At 56.2% G+C, this 15,506-nt stretch carries 15 protein-coding genes; all 15 read right to left on the bottom strand.

Features of this window, described 5'->3' with window-relative positions:
- Positions 1–61 precede the first annotated feature (61 nt).
- The 15 genes from purD to ychF all read right to left on the bottom strand — a co-directional run bounded on the left by purD (position 62) and on the right by ychF (position 15,421).
- Entirely contained in the window at positions 62–1,330 is a 1,269-nt protein-coding gene (gene purD, locus WC891_03895) for a phosphoribosylamine--glycine ligase (protein MFA5867093.1), read from the bottom strand.
- A 114-nt stretch (positions 1,331–1,444) separates the two neighbouring features.
- A complete protein-coding gene (locus WC891_03890; GenBank protein MFA5867092.1) occupies positions 1,445–2,716 on the bottom strand; it encodes an adenylosuccinate synthase in 1,272 nt (423 codons plus the stop codon).
- Between the two features lie 9 nt (positions 2,717–2,725).
- On the bottom strand, positions 2,726–4,078 hold the full coding sequence (locus WC891_03885) for an FAD-binding protein (GenBank protein MFA5867091.1): 1,353 nt from the start codon (positions 4,076–4,078) through the stop codon (positions 2,726–2,728).
- Positions 4,079–4,082: 4 nt separating this feature from the next.
- Positions 4,083–5,564: an acetyl-CoA carboxylase biotin carboxylase subunit gene (locus tag WC891_03880; protein ID MFA5867090.1), complete on the bottom strand. Its 1,482-nt coding sequence runs from the start codon at positions 5,562–5,564 to the stop codon at positions 4,083–4,085.
- 1 nt (position 5,565) lies between these two features.
- Positions 5,566–7,302 carry a pyruvate/oxaloacetate carboxyltransferase gene (locus WC891_03875; GenBank protein ID MFA5867089.1) on the bottom strand — a complete coding sequence of 579 codons (1,737 nt, stop codon included), beginning with the start codon at positions 7,300–7,302 and terminating at the stop codon, positions 5,566–5,568.
- Positions 7,303–7,529: 227 nt separating this feature from the next.
- On the bottom strand, positions 7,530–8,075 hold the full coding sequence (locus WC891_03870; GenBank protein MFA5867088.1) for a ferredoxin-thioredoxin reductase catalytic domain-containing protein: 546 nt from the start codon (positions 8,073–8,075) through the stop codon (positions 7,530–7,532).
- A complete protein-coding gene (locus WC891_03865) occupies positions 8,076–8,366 on the bottom strand; it encodes a glutaredoxin family protein (GenBank protein MFA5867087.1) in 291 nt (96 codons plus the stop codon).
- Between the two features lie 85 nt (positions 8,367–8,451).
- A complete protein-coding gene (locus WC891_03860; protein ID MFA5867086.1) occupies positions 8,452–9,303 on the bottom strand; it encodes an aminotransferase class IV in 852 nt (283 codons plus the stop codon).
- A 24-nt stretch (positions 9,304–9,327) separates the two neighbouring features.
- Positions 9,328–10,704: a replicative DNA helicase gene (dnaB, locus tag WC891_03855; protein MFA5867085.1), complete on the bottom strand. Its 1,377-nt coding sequence runs from the start codon at positions 10,702–10,704 to the stop codon at positions 9,328–9,330.
- Between the two features lie 27 nt (positions 10,705–10,731).
- Positions 10,732–11,397: a 50S ribosomal protein L9 gene (gene rplI, locus WC891_03850; protein MFA5867084.1), complete on the bottom strand. Its 666-nt coding sequence runs from the start codon at positions 11,395–11,397 to the stop codon at positions 10,732–10,734.
- Between the two features lie 89 nt (positions 11,398–11,486).
- Positions 11,487–12,914 (bottom strand): aspartate aminotransferase family protein, encoded by a 1,428-nt coding sequence (locus tag WC891_03845; protein MFA5867083.1) that lies wholly within the window; start codon positions 12,912–12,914, stop codon positions 11,487–11,489.
- Between the two features lie 6 nt (positions 12,915–12,920).
- Positions 12,921–13,196, bottom strand: coding sequence for a 30S ribosomal protein S18 (gene rpsR / locus WC891_03840; protein ID MFA5867082.1), 276 nt, complete (start codon positions 13,194–13,196; stop codon positions 12,921–12,923).
- An 18-nt stretch (positions 13,197–13,214) separates the two neighbouring features.
- On the bottom strand, positions 13,215–13,622 hold the full coding sequence (ssb, locus tag WC891_03835; protein ID MFA5867081.1) for a single-stranded DNA-binding protein: 408 nt from the start codon (positions 13,620–13,622) through the stop codon (positions 13,215–13,217).
- A 5-nt stretch (positions 13,623–13,627) separates the two neighbouring features.
- The gene (rpsF, locus tag WC891_03830; protein ID MFA5867080.1) at positions 13,628–13,915 is read right to left on the bottom strand and encodes a 30S ribosomal protein S6; all 288 of its coding nucleotides are present in this window, start codon (positions 13,913–13,915) and stop codon (positions 13,628–13,630) included.
- A 414-nt stretch (positions 13,916–14,329) separates the two neighbouring features.
- Complete coding sequence (gene ychF / locus WC891_03825) at positions 14,330–15,421, bottom strand: redox-regulated ATPase YchF (protein MFA5867079.1); 1,092 nt, start codon at positions 15,419–15,421, stop codon at positions 14,330–14,332.
- Between the last annotated feature and the right edge of the window lie 85 nt (positions 15,422–15,506).

The following is a 15,506-nucleotide window of genomic DNA, read 5'->3' as shown; positions in this document are numbered from 1 at the left end:
TCTGACTCCCGAACCGGTCACGGTGAGGAAGTCTCTAGAAAGCTCCCCTATTGGGGAGTCATTATTGAATAGCTTTTAGAGCAATATCGGTTCTGTAAAAAGCGCCGTCGAATTTGATGCGTTCGATGGCGGCGTAGGCCTTGTCCCGCGCCTCGTGGACGTCTTTCCCCATTCCGGTTATGTTCAAGACGCGGCCGCCTGCGGTCACCGTCTTGCCGTCGACTAGTTTGGTGCCGGCGTGAAAGACCAACAAACCTCCGATGTCGCCCAGGTTAGTGAGTCCGGTTATCTCCTTGCCGGTCGGATAATCGCCGGGATAACCGCCGCTGGCCATGACAACTGAAACGCATATCTTTTTCGACCAGTTAAGTTTGTATTCCTTCAGGTTGCCCTCGGTTAAAGCCAGCATTATCTCGACCAGATCGGACTCAAGCAAAGGCAAAACTACTTGGGCTTCCGGATCGCCGAATCGGGCGTTGAACTCCAGGACTTTCGGACCGTCGTCGGTCAGGATCAACCCGGCGTAGAGAACGCCTTTGTAATCCACCCCTTCGCCTCGGAGCGCCGCGACGGTCTTTTTCAAAACGTTGTCTTCAATCCAGTCGAGCGTCTTCTGGGACACCTTCGGCACCGGCGAATAGGCGCCCATGCCCCCGGTATTCGGGCCGGCGTCTCCGTCGAAGGCCGGTTTGTGGTCTTGCGCCGGCAGCATCGGCAACACCGTTTCGCCATCGGTCAACGCCATCACGGTCAGTTCGGGGCCTTGTAGGTACTCCTCGATCATGACCGTCTCTCCGGCGTCACCGAAGCGCTTATCGATTAGGCATTCCTTCACGGCCGCCTGCGCGGTTTTAATGTTCTCGCAGACAGTTACGCCCTTGCCGGCCGCCAGGCCGTCGGCTTTAACGACGATGGGCGCCCCCACCTCTTCCAGATAGGCGAGCGCTTTATTGCAATCGGTAAACGTATCCGACGCCGCCGTGACAATGCCGGCTTTCTTCATGATGGACTTGGCGAATTTCTTACTGCCTTCCATCTGCGCGGCTTCTTTGTTCGGGCCGAACACCCGTAAGCCGTGGGCGACGAACTCGTCGACGATTCCGTTTGTCAGAGGCGCTTCCGGGCCGACAACGGTCAAATCGACCTGTTCATCCTCGGCGAACCTGGCCAGCGCCGCGTTGTCGGTTATATCAATAGATGGACAATGGGCCATGCCGCAAACGCCGGCGTTACCGGGTACGGCGTAAATCTTACTGATGCTTGAGTTACGGCTGATTTTCCAGACAAGCGCGTGTTCCCGGCCGCCGCCGCCGACTACCATTACTCGCATAGCAATCCGACCACCCTTCTGATCACGGGGTCAGGCCTGGGGTCAGGCCCCTTTCCGACACTCTGGTTTTGGGGCCTGACCCCAGGCCTGACCCCATATCAACCCCAAATCAGGTTATACGAAAATCGTCTGGTCCCGTTGCGGGCCGACGGAAATCATCGAGAAAGGAATACCGGCGATTTCCTGCAACCGGCTGATATAGGCCCGGCAGGTGTCCGGCAACTCCTCAATCGACCTAGCGCCGCCGATATCCGTTTTCCAGCCTGGCATTTCCTCATAGACCGGGACAGCCTTGTGGATAATACTCTGATGCGGCGGAAACGCTGTGTATGTTTTGCCTTCAGCTTCATAGCGGGTGCAGATTTTTATGCTTTCGAATTCCGACAAGACGTCCAGCTTTGTCATCGCCAGACTGTTAAAGCCGTTTAAACGAATGGAGTAATTCAGGAGGACGCCGTCGAACCAGCCGCAACGGCGGGGCCGGCCGGTTGTTGTGCCGTATTCGGCGCCGCGCTCGCGCATCCTGCTGCCGTCCTCGTTTACATCTTCGGTCGGGAAAGGACCCGACCCGACTCTGGTCACATAAGCCTTAACGACGCCGATGACGTCGTCTATCTTTAGCGGACCGACGCCCGCGCCGGCGCACGCGCCGCCCGCGACCGTCGATGATGAGGTGACATAAGGGTAAGTGCCGTGATCGATATCCAGCAGCGTGCCCTGCGCCCCTTCAAAAAGCACATTCTTGCAGTCGTCTAAGGCGTCGTTGATCGCCAGATAGCCGTCGATGATATGAGATTTCAGCTGTTTGGTATAGCCGGCGTACTCTTTTATGATTTCGTCGGCGCTCATCGGCTGGACGTTATAAACCTTGGTCAGCATGAGGTTCTTCTCTTCCAGCGCCGCCTGGATCTTCTTCTCCAGAATGCTGGGGTCTAAGAGATCTTGAACCCGGATGCCGATTCGCGTCGTCTTGTCGGCGTAGGCCGGGCCGATACCCTTACGCGTCGTGCCTATTTTCGAGGAACCCAAACGGATCTCGCCTTCCCGGTCGAGAACCAGATGGTAGGGCATAATCAGGTGCGCGTTGGAACTGATGAAAAGATTCTTGCAGCTTATGCCCTGGTCTTCCAGGTATTTCATCTCGTCTAAAAGCACGCTCGGGTTGATCAAAGCGCCGTCGCCGATTACGCAAATTACCTTGGGGTACAGAATCCCCGACGGTATGTGGTGGAGTTTAAGCTTAATGTCCCCGACCTCGACAGTATGGCCGGCATTATCGCCGCCTTGGAAGCGGACGACCATGTCCATATCTTTGGTGAGAAGGTCGCAAATCTTACCTTTACCTTCGTCGCCCCATTGCGATCCGAGAAGAATAGTTCCCGGCAAATCGTCTCCTTATGTGTTCCCGGTGATAGCTCGCGCGGCTATGACTCCGGCCGCGGAGGCCTGAATCAAGCCCCTGGTAATACCCGCCCCGTCGCCGATGGCGTAGAGGTTCTTGACCTCGGTCCGCATGCCGCCGTCCAGCTTCAGACGCTGCGAATAAAACTTAACTTCAACGCCGTACAAAAGGGTATTGCGGGAATTGACCCCGGGCGCGATTTTGTCCATAGCAGCGAGCATTTCCAGTATATCAGAAATGTAACGGTACGGAAGGACGAAACTGAGGTCGCCCGGCGTGGCCGATGGCAGCGTCGGACGGACCGTACTGCGGGCTATCCGATCGGCGGTCGAACGCCGGCCGCGCATCAGGTCGCCCAGCCTCTGCACGATAATCCCCTCGCCCAGAAGGTTCGCCAGACGCGCGATATACTCGCCATAGGCGATCGGTTCCTTGAACGGCGTCGTGAACGTTGTGCTGACCAGCAGGGCGAAATTTGTGTTGGCCGTCCTGCGGTCGGCATAGCTGTGTCCGTTGACGGTGATGATGTTGCCCTGGTAACGCTCGGTTGTAACCTCACCGTAAGGATTTACGCAGAACGTCCTGACCATGTCCTCGAACTGCTTGCTGCGGTACAGAAGTTTGGCTTCGTAGAGGTCGTTTGTTAAAGGCTCCATGACCGGCGCGGGGACCTCCACCCGGACGCCCAGGTCGACGGGATTGATGCCTACCGTTAGGCCCAGCCGCGCGGCCTCGGCGGCCAACCATTTGGCGCCCGCCCTCCCTGGAGCGGCGATGACGGTGCCGGCGTGAATCTCCCGGCCGTCCGCCAGTCTTACGCCGGTTGCCTGATGGTCTTTCAGTAAGATTTCCTCGACCGCGATGTCGGTTATCACGTCGATTTTCTTATCCAGATACTTCCTTAGGTTTTTAAGAACCGTCAGGCAGATGTCGGTGCCAAGATGCCGGACCACGACCGGCAACAACGTGAGCTCCGCCATCGTCGCGGCGCGTTTGATCGGCGCGGTCTTGGCCGGTTTGTCGCCGTATCGCTCGGCCGCCCCCCCGAATTCCGTATAAAGCCCGTCCACGTAATCGATCAAGGCGGTCAGCTCTTTATGCGGCATATACTCGGATAGCCAGCCTCCGACCTCGGTCGATAGAATCAGTTTGCCGTCGGAATAGGCGCCCGAACCGCCCCATCCCGCCATTAGCGAGTCGCGTTTGCGGCAACTTATGTCCTGGCCCTGCTCGACCAGAAGGATGGAGGGTGATTTGGCTTTGGGTAGGTCCTTGGTCAGTTCGACCGCGGCGAAGACGCCGGCTGGGCCGGCTCCTATGATGACAACGTCGTAGATTTTTTTCATATTTTTATTCGTCGACCGCCGTCAGGTTCGCCAGATAGGCGCTGACCGCGGCGGTAACCGCCGCCGACTTGCGGTCGTCTTTGAAAATCTCGGTCAGTTTCTCCTGGAGAGACTGCGTGTCCTCGATAACGTGTCGCATCGCTTCGGCCAGGTGCTCCTGCTCCTCAATATAATGGGTGGACAACTCGCCCTTGATGAAGACGGGGTCATCCATAACCGCTTTGTGGAACGGGATGTTGGTCGTGACGCCAAGGATGATGTATTCGTATAGAGCACGTTTCATCCGCTGGATGGCTTCGTCCCGGTCGCGCCCGTGTACGACCAGCTTGGAAATCATACTGTCGTAGAAAGGCGGAATCACGTATTGGGAATGGACGCCGGAGTCGACGCGGACGCCCACACCGCCCGGCGAGCGGTAACCGCGGATCTTGCCGGACATAGGCGCGAAATTATTCAGCGGGTCCTCGGCGTTGATGCGGCACTCGATCGCCCAGCCGTTCATTTTGACGTAGTCCTGGGTAAAGTCCAGCGGCAAACCGCCGGCGATTCTGATCTGTTCTTTGACAATGTCTATATCGGTGACCATCTCGGTAATCGGATGCTCGACCTGGACGCGGGTGTTCATTTCCAGAAAGTAGTAATTGCCCTGGCTGAACATAAATTCAATGGTGCCTGCATTGACATAGTTGATGGCCTGGGCCGCCTTAACCGCGACCTCGCCCATGGCTTTGCGAAGCTCCGGCGTCATTACCGGAGACGGCGATTCCTCGATGATCTTCTGGTGGCGCCGCTGGATACTGCACTCGCGCTCGCCCAGATAAACCGTGTTGCCGTGGGCGTCGGCCAGAATCTGGATCTCGATGTGCCTGGGGTGCTCCAGGTATTTTTCAATGAAGATACTCGGGTTGCCGAAAGCGGAGTTGGCCATATTCCGGGTGATCTCCAGCGCCGGTTCCAGTTCTTTTTCGCCCCGAACGACGCGCATGCCTATGCCGCCGCCGCCGCCAGCCGCTTTGATGATGACCGGGTAACCGATCTTGTCGGCAATCTTCTTGGCCTCTTTTATCTCGGTGACCTCGTCGATGCTGCCCGGTACGACCGGCACGCCGGCCTGTTTCATCAAACGCCGGGCGACGATCTTATCGCCCATTTTTTCAATCGCGTCGGGCGACGGGCCGATAAAAGCGATTCCATTGTCGGCGCAAGCTTGAGCAAACTTAGCATTCTCGGCCAGAAACCCGTACCCGGGGTGAAGACCGTCGCAGCCGGTGGCTTTAGCCACAGCTATAATCTTGTCCATATTCAGGTAGCTTTTATGAGGCGGGCCTTCGCCGATCTCGTAAGCCTCATCAGCATATTTGGCGAAAAGAGCGTTCTTGTCGACGTCGGAGTAAACGGCAACGGATTCGATATTGAGTTCCCGGCAGGCGCGCATGACGCGGATCGCGATCTCGCCCCGGTTGGCGACGAGTACTTTCTTTAGCATGTTATTCCACCACGAGGAGGAGGTCGCCGTTGACGACCGTCTCGCCTTTGAAAGTATATACCTTGCCGACCTTGCCGACCTTGTCGGCGTGAACCTCGGTCTGCATTTTCATGGCTTCCAGGACGACGAGGATGTCGTCCTTCTTGACCTTATCGCCCTCGTTGACCTTAACCTCCAGGACAAGACCTTGAAGCGGAGCGACGATGCCGCCCGGCGGAATCTCCTTGGGGCGGGCGCCTTCTTTAACCGGCGCGTCCATGACCACGCCCAGCCCCAGCGGATTGACGGTCACGCGGAACTCCTCGCCGTCGACGTCCACCTGGAACTCGGTCGGAATCTCCCTGACGGCCGAGCCCGCCTTGACCTCGGCTTTCTTCGGCGGAGCCAGCGGTTCCTCCTTGACCTCGCCCTTTAGGAAACGGGGCGCGACGTTGGGGAAGAGCGCGTAAGTCATCAGGTCTTCTTCCGTATCAGTCAAGCCGATCTCGTCGGCTTCTTGCTTGAGTTTCCCCAAAGCCGGCGCCAGCAAATCGGCCGGACGGACGGAAATCGGCTGTTCTTTGCCGATGACTTTCTTTAATATTTCCGGATCTATTGGCGCCGGGGGGCGGCCATAGAGGCCCAGACAGTAGTCCTTGACCTCCTGGCTGACCTTGCCATACCGCTTGCCCATTAGGACGTTGAAAACCGCTTGCGTCCCGACGACCTGGCTGGACGGTGTGACCAGTGGCGGATAGCCAAGCTCTTTGCGGACGCGCGGCAGCTCCTCCAAAACTTCCTGGTAGCGGTCGAGCGCGTTCTGTTCTTTCAACTGGGAATGCAGGTTGGATAACATGCCGCCGGGAATTTGATGCAGCAGCACGCTGACGTCCGGCCGCTCGGCGATCGGGCTGATGATGCCCTCGTACTTCTGACGGACGCCAAGAAAGTAAAAGCCGACATCGACCAGCTGGTCTAGATCGAGTCCCGAGTCGTACGGGCTGCCTTGCAGGCTCGCGACCATCGGTTCCGTCGGAGGTTGAGAGCTGCCCCAGCCCCAGGGAGAAATAGCTGTATCGATGATATCGGCGCCGGCTTCGATGCCCGCCCAATAGGCGATTGGCGCCATCCCGCTGGTGCAGTGCGAGTGCACACAGACCGGCAGATTAAGCTTCGCCTTGATGCCTTTGACCAGGTCATAGCACGCCTGCGGCGATATCAAACCGGCCATGTCCTTGATGCAGATACTGTCGCACTCACGCTCGGCCAGCTCTTCGGCGAATTCGACAAATTTCTCGATGGTGTGCACCGGGCTGGTCGTGTAGCAGATGCAGCCCTGGACATGCTTGCCGGTTTTCTTGGCCTCACGCAGCGGCAGGTCGATGTTCCGAATATCGTTTAGCGCGTCAAAAACCCGGAAAAGGTCCAATCCGTTCTTGGCTGTTAAACGGATAAATTCTATGGCTACGTCATCGGGATAATTATGGTAACCGACCAGGTTCTGGCCGCGCAGCAACATCTGCACTTGGGTGTTCGGCAGCTTGGCTTTTAGGTCGCGCAAGCGGGCCCACGGGTCCTCGTTTAAGAACCTGATCATCGTGTCAAACGTGGCGCCGCCCCAGGCGTCAACCGAGAAGTAACCAATTCCGTCGACTTTTTCGCAGATAGGAAGCATGTCGGCGGTCCGCATGCGCGTGGCCGCCAGCGATTGGTGGGCGTCCCTGAATATCGTCTCGGTGATGCCTACTTTCTTGGCCATAGGCGACTTTTACCCCCTACTGTTTGACGGGAAAACTACTGATAGCACTAATAATTTACACCATAGTGGTTGTTTTCACAACCAAACAGGCTGTGGAAAACCACTCCAGCGCTTTGGAGTGCTGGAGTGACCCAAGCGACAAAAACAGCAGCAAAGAATCTATGTTAATAGCAAGATAGGTCTGTGGATAACCACTCCAGCGATTTGGTGTGCTGGAGTGACATAACCTACATAAAAATGTGGAAGCGGTCTTTAGTGACACCACAGATGGGGCAGATGTCCGGCGCGTCGTCGCGGGCGCAGATGTAGCCGCAGACGTCGCAGCGCCAGACAGGGTAATCCAGATCGCAACATTCGGCGCCGGAGGCGCCGGCTGGGCTGTCTGCCGGTTTATTTTTGTCTGTCATTATGTTTTTCTCCTTGGCTAGTTGTCCGGCCCTGATTTTGTCCCTGACGTCCTTGGGTGGGCGCCGTTCAGGGATTGACTGGATGGCGCCCTTTTCCGTGTAGATCTTTTTGGAGACATACAGCCCGCAGAAGCACGCGCCGTATTCGGTGGTATCGGCGTCCCGGTAGTCGCACGGGCAAATGATGTCCAGGTCTTCGGCGCGGTTGTTCGCGGCCAGGCGGCACGGACAAGCCTGGTAGCCATATCGCTCCTCGTTGACCAGCAGGCTTTCCAGTAGGGCTCTGGTGAATTCAACGTCGGGATTTAGGTAATAGCCTCGCCTTTGATAAGCGGTAAGTTTGGCGAACAGCTGATCAAGGTCCACCTAGACCAGCTCCCTTAGCTTGGTTTCGTTGAATCCCAGGATCACGGTGGAGCCTCCGTCCACAAGAACAGTCGGAAATGAGGTATGAGGATTGTACCTGCGTAGCTCTTCCGTCGCTTCTTTTCGGTCGTCGCCATCCAACAAATCGAGGTCGACATATTTATAAGCCACGCCCAGTTCTTGCAGAAGCGCTTTAGTCTTGCGGCACCAAATGCACGTGCTAAGCGTAAACAAAAAAAGCCCTTTGTCGATTTTGCCGTCGACGCTTTGAGCGCTGTCTTTATAAGTCAAGAACAACCTCCTCGTATCTCGGCAGTTCAGACCCACTACAGCGCTACGTAGCGTTGTAGTGACCGCCACCAGTCGTTTTGTTTTATTAATATGCCCTTCGGGTCATTAGCTTGTAGGCTTTCATGAGGCGCCGTGTTTGGTGGCCGGGGTTTCCGTCGCCGACTGGTTGGCCGTCTATCGAGACGACCGGCACGACTTCACACAAGGTGCCGGTCAGGAAGAACTCTTCGGCGTCGTGGATTTCCTCGTTCATGATAGCGTCCTCTTTGACGTTTATACTTTCTTTTCCGGCGGCGCTCAAGACCGCTTCCCTGGTGATGCCGGGCGGCACGCGGTCGCCGACCGGCGGCGTTAGAAGCATGCCATCCAGGACGGCAAACACGTTGGTTGAGGAACCGCTCATGACAAAGCCTTTCTTGGTAACCAGCAAAGCCTCGAAGGCCTTTTTCTGTTCGGCTTCTTTACGGGCCATCAGGTTCGGCAGGCAGTTCAGGGTTTGCACCATCGCCAAGTCGCTTCTTCCGTCGGTAACCGTTATCGTTTCGACGCCGCGATCATAAAGACTAAGGGGATAGCCTTGGAATTCGTCGCAGGTGACGGTAACCGTCGGCTTGGCGGTCACCGACAGCCGGTACATATCGGCCAGCGAGCCGCGGGTAACCACAACGCGCAACACGGCTTCCTTATACGCGTTGGCTTCCAGGGTGTCCTGGCAGGCCTGTCTTAACGTGTCGAGCGACAGGCCCAGGTCGAACCCGATTTTCCGGGCGCCCCAGCCGAGACGCTGCAGGTGCGCGTTCAGCTGGAAAGGATAACCGCCGTAGACGCGGACGATCTCATAGAGGCCGTCGCCGAACAGGAAACCCCGATCGGTAACGGAAACCGTGGCTTCGTCCTGGGAAACAAGCTGGCCGTTTACATAGGAGACATCGCCCATAGTGTCCCTTTCTCTTCCAAAGAATCAGTACCGGTCGCTGTATTCCTTAGCCGGCGTGTCGCTATGCCTGGTGTCCAGATTGGAGAATTTTGTGAATTGCTCGAGAAAGGCCAGTTTGACCTTGCCGGTCGGACCGTGACGGTGCTTGCCGATGATAATCTCCGCCGTGCCCTTTTCGTCTGAGTGTTCATTGTACATCTCGTCCCGGTAGATGAACATGACCAGGTCGGCGTCCTGCTCGATGGCGCCGGATTCGCGGAGATCGGACAACTGAGGCCGTTTATTCGGCCGGTCCTCGAGTTTTCGCGATAGCTGCGAGATGGCTATAACCGGAACATGCATTTCGCGTCCGAGAATCTTCATCGCCCGGGAGATATCGGCCACTTCTTGCTGACGGTTGTCGGTTCGGCTGTGGCCCTGCATCAGCTGCAGGTAATCTACGATGATCAATCCCAGCTTGTTTTTGCTATCCATCCGGCGCGCTTTGCTGCGGATGCCCAACATATTGATGTTGGCCGAGTCGTCAATGATAATCGGCGCCTCGCTCAACCTGCTCAAGCCGGCGTTTACCCGGATCCAGTCGTCTTCTTTCAAGTTGCCGGTCTGCAGATGCGTCGCGTCGACGCGCGCCTCGGAGCAGATCATCCTCTGAACCAACTGCTCCTTGCTCATCTCCAGGCTGAAGATGGCGACCGGTTTCTTAACGTTTAGAGCCACGTGTTCAGCAATCGATAACGCCAAGGATGTCTTGCCCATCGAGGGACGCCCCGCCACGACGATAAAGTCGGACGGCTGCAGACCGCGGGTTTTGTGATCCAACTCGTAGAAACCCGTCTCCAACCCGGTTACATGGCTTTTTGATGCGGATAGCTCTTCCAGATGCTCATAGGCATCCTGTAAAAGGTCGCCGATCATCTGGTACTCGCCCGTTGATCTGTCATGAGCAACCTTGAAAATCAAGTTCTCCGACTCGTCAATCACCTGGCGGATGTCCTCCGGCACTGAGTATCCCATCGCCGAGATCTCACCGGCGGCCAAAATCAAGCGGCGCAGCGTCGCGTTATCCGCCACGATTTTTGCGTAATGAGCCGCGTTGCTGGCCGTCGGGACGACGTTCAGCAGGGTGTGGATGTACGCTTTGCCACCAATCTCTTCCAGCCAGCTTTTCTTTCTAAGGATTTCTGCCAGGGTTATCGCGTCGACGGGCTCGCCGCTGACATAAAGCTCTCGGATGGCGTCGTAGATTTTGCGGTTCGCTTCACGGTAGAAATCCGCGGACTCGATTATCTCCTGGGCTTCGGCAATCGCGTCGGGGGACAGCAACATGGCTCCGAGCAATGACTCCTCCGCTTCAAGATTATGCGGCGGGACGCGCTCGAAAGACGGTTCTTTGGTGGCCATGTTTATTACCTACCTTGTCGTAATATTTTATTCCGCGTCGGCCGCCGACTCTTCGATGGAAACGTCGGTGGTTTCCTGCGACTCTTCTATAATTTCGGTCGGAGCCTCTTCAGGCGCTACTTCGACCTTCTCTTCTGGGAGGTCCCTCGACTCAGCTCGGGACGCCGACTGCGGCGCTTTTTTGGCGGCTCTGGCTTTCTTCGCCGGTTTCTCTTCCTTCTCGACAGCCTCGGAGGGATCGCTGCTCGCCGACGCAACGACCTCGATCTCTTTCTCGACGGTAACGCCTGGGTAGACCGTAACCATGACCTTATGCTTGCCGAGCAGTTTTATCCCGCTTCCCGCGGCGACCTTCTTCTTGTCCAGCTTAAGATCCATCGCTTGATTGATGGCGTCGGCTATCTGCTGACCGGTAACGGAACCGAAAAGGCGGTTCTTCTCGCCCGCCCGCGCTTCGATTTTGATTTCCAGTTCGGCCAGCTTATCGGCGACTTTTTTAGCCTCTTCTCGTGCGGCCTCGCGTTTTTTCTCCGCCGCGGCCATAAAATGCTGAAGGTTTTTAATATTGCCCTCGGTCGCGGCAACGGCCAGCGACCTAGCGAACAGGAAATTCCTGGCGTAACCCGGCGTAACGTGAACTACTTGGCCTTTCTGGCCGAGATTGTCTACATCTTCCTTAAGAATTACATCCATGCGTTCTCCTCCAAAAAAAGGGGTTTCGGGACTTTCATTATAGGCGTATTAAGAGAATATTTTAAGAGCTTTTTTAAGGCCAATCGATGTTATTTCGCGGATTTTATTGTTTTTTTCGGCCGGGACGCCGCGCGCCTGGCATACGTCTGACCAGCCCTGACAAGCATACGGCCGGGCGTCTTGTTACGTCCACAGATATCGTCCAGGGCTGTAACCAAGATATCCAATTGCTCGTACTCGATGGTTAGCGGCGGCTCGAACCTTAAAACGTTCGGATTATTAAGCGTAAACGCGGTCACGATACCGTATTTCTGAACCAGCTGGCTGGCGACCAGGCTCGCGAAATATTCGTGATAGAGCTTGTTCAACGCGCCCCCGGTGAATTTGTCGACATACCCCTTGAAAGGCTCTTTGAACTCCAGACCGATCAGCAGCCCGCGCCCGCGGACTTCCTTTATCATCGGATGATCCGCCTGCAAGGCTTGTAGCTTTTTCAGGAGATACGCGCCCTTCTGCTTAGCTTGCTCAGTCAATCCGTTATCAATGATATAGTTGACCGCCGCTATGCCGGCGGCACAGGCTCGCGCGTTCCCCCCGAAGGTTGATGTATGTAAAAGAGCCTTGTCAAACGTTCCATAGGCCGCTTTCCAGTGAGCTGCCGTCGTCAGAATGGCGCCGATCGGTACGACGCCGCCTCCCAGGGACTTGGACAACAACATAATGTCCGGTTTGACATGCTCATGGTCGCAGGCAAACATATCGCCGGTGCGCCCAAGCCCGGTCTGAATCTCGTCGACTATAAACAACGTGCCATACTTCTTACAAATCTCGGCGGCTTTCTTAAGGTAGCCCGGCGGCGGCGGAATCACTCCCGCCTCGCCTTGGATTGGTTCGACGATGAAGGCGGCGACGTCCCTATTGTCCAGCGCCCTATCCAAGGCGGCTTCGTCACCAAACTTGACCACATAACAGCCTTCCAGGAGCGGGCGGAAGAGTTTCTTATATTTCTCACGCCCGGATACCGAAAGTGAACCTAGAGTTTTGCCATGAAAAGCCCCGACCGCGCTGACGACCTTATGCCGCCCGGTCACCAGACGCGCCAATTTAAGGCCGCCCTCAACGGCTTCCGTGCCGCTGTTGCAGAAGAAACTATGCTTCAGACCGGCAGGGCTGATGACCGCCAGATTATGCGCTAAGGCCGCGGGCATCGCGCCCAGGGAAGCCTGCAGGATGTTCGGGCGGCTGTTTACCTTATCGACCGCCGCCAGAATTTCGGGATTGTTGTGGCCGACGTTAAGAGAACCGTAACCGGCCAGGAAGTCGATGTAGCGCTTGCCGTCTTCGTCCCATAAAAAAACGCCCTCGGCTTTAACAAACTTCTTGTCGAAATCTAGAAGCTTGAACATGCTTACAAGCGTAGTGTTCAGATAGGATTGGTGGAGTTCGATGATCTCCCGGCGGCTTAAGTTAAGAGCATCGTCCACCGAGAACAGGGGCTGCCGCGGCTTTTTAGCCATGGCGGACTAATCCCTGTCCCGTCCCCTGCCTCTGTCCCTACCCTCGCGGGTTTTCTGGACGGTGTAGGGGATAAGAGCCATCTCGCGCGCCCGTTTGACCGCGACGGCCAGCATCGCTTGATGCTGGGTGCAGTTGCCCGAGGTCCGGCGGGGTTTGATCTTGCCCCGTTCGGAGATATAACGCTGGAGCGTGCCTAGGTCTTTATAGTCGATACAGTTGACCTTCTTGCGGCAAAACTGGCAATACTTCTTATAGGTCCGTCTGACGTACTGGTCTGCCACTAACTTCTTCTCCTTCACTTAAAACGGTACGTCGGCTTCTGAGCCGCTATTGATTTCCTTAAATCCGCCGTCTTGCTGTCCGCCGCCGCCGCCTTCTCGAGACCCCAGGAACTGGACATTATCGGCGACGACCTCGACGACGCTCCGTTTCTGTCCGTCTTCCGTTTCCCAGCTGCGGCTCTGCAACCGGCCTTCCACTGCTACAGGGCTTCCCTTGTGAATGTAGTTGGCGCAATTCTCGCCCTGCCGTCCCCAGACAACGATGTTGAAGAAATTCGCTTCCTCAACCCATTCCCCGGCGTCGTTTTTACGACGCCGGTTTACCGCCAGGCCGAACTGCCCGACGGATGTGCCGCTGGGTATGGTTCTCAGTTCAACGTCCCTGGTTAAGCGACCGGTTAGTACAACGCGGTTGATGTCGGCCATGTTACCTAAACTTCCTTGGCGACGATCATGTGGCGGATAACATCGTCCGAGATACGCATGACGCGATCCATTTCCTTGATGCCGTCTTCCTTACCTTTAAAGTAGAGGACGGCGTAGTAGCCCATGGGCCGTTTCTTAATCGGGTAGGCAAGCTTGCGTTTGCCCCAGCGGTCGACCTTCTCGATCTCCCCGCCGTTCTTCTTGATCAAGCCCTCGATCTTGCTGACGGAAGCCTCAATCTTCTCGTCTTCCATGTCCGGATCGAGTATGACCATCGCTTCATAGTCCTTCAAACGTACGACCTCCTGCGTCTTACGACGCGAACGTAATGGTGAATAACTTTCTAATTATAACGACAGTCGCCCAATGACACAACTATAAGGGCACCTTTCCTTTCCATCCCCAAGGAGCGATGCGACAACCCTGATTAGATTGCCGATTCGCCACGCTCCCCGCAATGATGGATGGCCCCCTCACCTATCTCTCCCCGCGGGGGAGAGGAATGCTTTAACAATAAGGTCGAGCATGCAGACAAATCGCTGTTCGAGCGGAGAGCATTGTTTGCTCGGCGAGGCGACTTGAAACACGGGGTCAGAACATGGGGTCAGGCCCCTTATCGAAGCTCTGGTTTTGGGGCCTGACCCCAAAGCACCCCAAAGCACTAACGATGGTAGGCCGCGAGCTGCATGCGAGTCTATTTTATGCTTCTAGACGGCGAAGCGGAAGTAGACGACGTCGCCGTTGCGGATTACGTACTCTTTGCCTTCAAGCCGCAGGTTTCCGCTTTCTTTGACGGCGTTGAACGAGCCGAACTTTTCCAGGTCCTCGAAGCTGACAATCTCCGCCCTGATAAACCCGCGCTCCATGTCGGTGTGGATCTTCCCGGCGGCCTCGGGCGCCTTGGTCCCTTTGACGACCGTCCAGGCGCGCGCCTCCGTAGGGCCGCCCGTAAAGAAGGTGATCAGCTTCAGCAACTTATATGAGGCGTGAATAAACGCGTCCAGCGGCGATTCCTCGATGCCCATGTCCCGCATGAACTCGGCCGCTTCCTCGTCGGCCAACTGACTCATCTCTTCTTCAAGCTCGGCGGGCAGTACAACGACCACTGCTTTCTCCTCCGCCGCTTTCTCCTCAACCTCTTTAACATAAGGGTTGCCATCTTCGCCAATCGCGTTCTCGCCGATGTTGGCGACATAAATAACAGGCTTCAGCGTAAGCAGGCTCAGAGACTTTAGATAAGCCGTCTCCTTGTCGTCAAAATCATGGCTGCGCAAGGTCAATCCCTTATCCAGGTGGTCCCGAGCTTTCTCAAGCGTCGCGACCTCGCGCGCCGCGTCTTTATCCCCGGCCCGCAGTGTTTTCGCCGCCGCCGCCAAACGCTTCTCGACCGTCGCCAGGTCAGCCATCATTAGCTCCAGGTTAATGATATCGATATCCTCACCCGGCGCCACGCGGCCCTCGACATGGCATACATTCTGGTCGTCAAAACATCTTACGATATGCGCGATGGCGTCCGTTTCCCGGATATTGTGCAGAAACTGGTTCCCCAGCCCCTCGCCTTTACTGGCCCCGCGCACCAATCCGGCGATATCCAGGAATTTGACCGACGCGGGCGTGATCTTAGCCGACCCTTCAAGCTCCGCGATCTTATACAAGCGAGGATCCGGCACGTCGACCATGCCGATATTGGGTTCTATTGTCGTAAAGGCATAGGCGGCGGATTGCGCCCCCGCCTTGGTCAAAGCGTTAAATAGCGTTGATTTGCCCGCGTTGGGAAGTCCTACGATTCCTACCTGCATTCTTCTCTCCTCATGACTTCTATGTTAGCAGAATAAATATCTCGCGGAATGGTTTGACTTTTAGTTTGTTTCAGGCCAAAAATAT

The sequence above is a fragment of the Actinomycetota bacterium genome (assembly GCA_041658625.1).
Taxonomy (GTDB): domain Bacteria; phylum Actinomycetota; class JAHEXW01; order JAHEXW01; family JAHEXW01; genus JBAZZW01.
This window is presented reverse-complemented; position numbering and strand designations above follow the sequence as displayed.